This is a genomic window from Mesorhizobium sp. dw_380, assembly GCF_018588885.1.
Classification (GTDB): Bacteria; Pseudomonadota; Alphaproteobacteria; order Rhizobiales; family Rhizobiaceae; genus Mesorhizobium.
Map to the genome: position 1 here is coordinate 1 of NZ_JAFFIW010000100.1, position 1,891 is coordinate 1,891.

At 65.6% G+C, this 1,891-nt stretch carries 1 protein-coding gene and 1 pseudogene; both read left to right on the forward strand.

Annotation, left to right across the window (positions count from 1 at the left end; all coding sequences use genetic code 11):
• Positions 1-198: pseudogene (locus JT360_RS32955) on the forward strand (hypothetical protein); the annotation flags it as partial.
• 291 nt (positions 199-489) lie between these two features.
• Positions 490-1,524 (forward strand): aspartate-semialdehyde dehydrogenase, encoded by a 1,035-nt coding sequence (locus JT360_RS32960; RefSeq protein WP_214477582.1) that lies wholly within the window; start codon positions 490-492, stop codon positions 1,522-1,524.
• Positions 1,525-1,891: the final 367 nt, after the last annotated feature.

The following is a 1,891-nucleotide window of genomic DNA, read 5'->3' on the forward strand; positions in this document are numbered from 1 at the left end:
ATAGTGACGGGGAGAGGGACGCTGGCAGCATCCTTCGGCGCCATTCCTGCAGCGCTGGTGATTGGCGAAACCCGTGGTGACAGCGTCCTTCTCCCCGTCACTATACGGGGAGAAGTGCCCGGCAGGGCGATGAGGGGCGGCGCCGGCGCGTCGACACGATCTGGAAACCCGAGCAACTGCCGCCTCGCCGACAATTGACTCCTGCCGCAAACCGCGTAAAAGCCCGCTTCGAACGGGATCGTTTTTCGATGCGCGGCCTTTTGATGGCTCTTCTTGCATTCGATGCCCCCAGCCTCAATGCGAACCATTGGGCCGGGCGTGTCGGCGCGTCCCCTCGTTCCAGCAAAACTACGGCCAAAAAAACCACCACCAAAACGGTGTGATTCCCTTGGCCTAACCACCCTCTCCCGGGTTCGGCCCGGGGGACGGAACCCGCATCGGCCAGCGGGTTTTCTCCAAAAACCAAGCGGAGAGGGACAGGAGATTTCGATGAGTTTCAAGGTTGCAGTCGTCGGCGCCACGGGCAATGTGGGCCGGGAAATGCTCAACATACTGGAAGAGCGCGGTTTTCCGGTAAGCGAAGTCGTGGCGCTGGCCTCGCGGCGCAGCCAGGGCACGGAAGTGTCGTTCGGCGACCGCACGCTGAAGGTCAGGACACTCGACCAGTATGATTTTTCCGACACCGACATCTGCATCATGTCGGCCGGCGGCAACGTCTCCAAGGAATGGTCGCCGAAGATCGGCAAGCAGGGCTGCGTCGTCATCGATAATTCGTCGGCCTTCCGCTACGACCAGGATGTGCCGCTGATCGTGCCGGAAGTGAACCCGGACGCGATCTCGCTGTTCACGCGCAAGAACATCATCGCCAACCCGAACTGCTCGACGGCGCAACTGGTGGTGGCGCTGAAGCCGCTGCACGACTTCGCGACCATCAAGCGCGTCGTCGTCGCCACCTACCAGTCGGTGTCGGGCGCTGGCAAGGAAGGCATGGACGAATTGTTCACGCAGACGCGTGCCGTGTTCGTCGCCGACCAGGTCGACGTCAAGAAGTTCACCAAGCGCATCGCCTTCAACGTCATTCCGCATATCGACGTCTTCCTCGACGACGGCTTCACCAAGGAAGAGTGGAAGATGGTGGCCGAGACCAAGAAGATGCTCGACCCCAAGATCAAGCTGACGGCGACCTGCGTGCGCGTGCCGGTGTTCATCGGCCATTCGGAAGCGGTCAACATCGAGTTCGAGAAGCCGATCACCGCCGACGAGGCGCGCGATATCCTGCGTGATGCTCCCGGCTGCCAGGTCTTGGACAAGCGCGAGGACGGCGGCTACATCACGCCGCTGGAATCGGCCGGCGAGGACGCCACCTTCATCTCGCGCATCCGCGAGGATTCGACCGTCGACAACGGCCTGTCGATGTGGATCGTTTCCGATAATCTGCGCAAGGGCGCGGCGCTCAACGCGGTGCAGATCGCCGAGCTGCTGGTCGAGCGCGGCCTGATCCAGCCGAAAAAGAAGGCGGCTTAATTTCGCTCACGGGCCGTACCGCCGCTGCCGCGGCTGGCCCTCCGCGGGGGGCGCCGGACGGCCGGCGGCCCGCAGTCGCGGGCTCGGCCTTCGGCCGATTAAGGTTTCGCTCACGGGCCGCACCGCCGCTTGCGCGGCTGGCCCTCCGCGAGGGCGCCGGACGGCCGGCGGCCCGCAGTCGCGGGCTCGGCCTTCGGCCGTAGCTCCCCTCCCCCCGCCACAATCCGGGGGGAAGATGCCGCCAGCCCGTAGCGGGGCACCACGGGCCCCCCATGGGCAGCGCCCTAGAGCGACTCCGCCAACCCCCCCCACCGCCCCCCCCCGGCCTCGCCCCCCCCCGCCGTGCGCCACGACGCCGGGGGCCCGC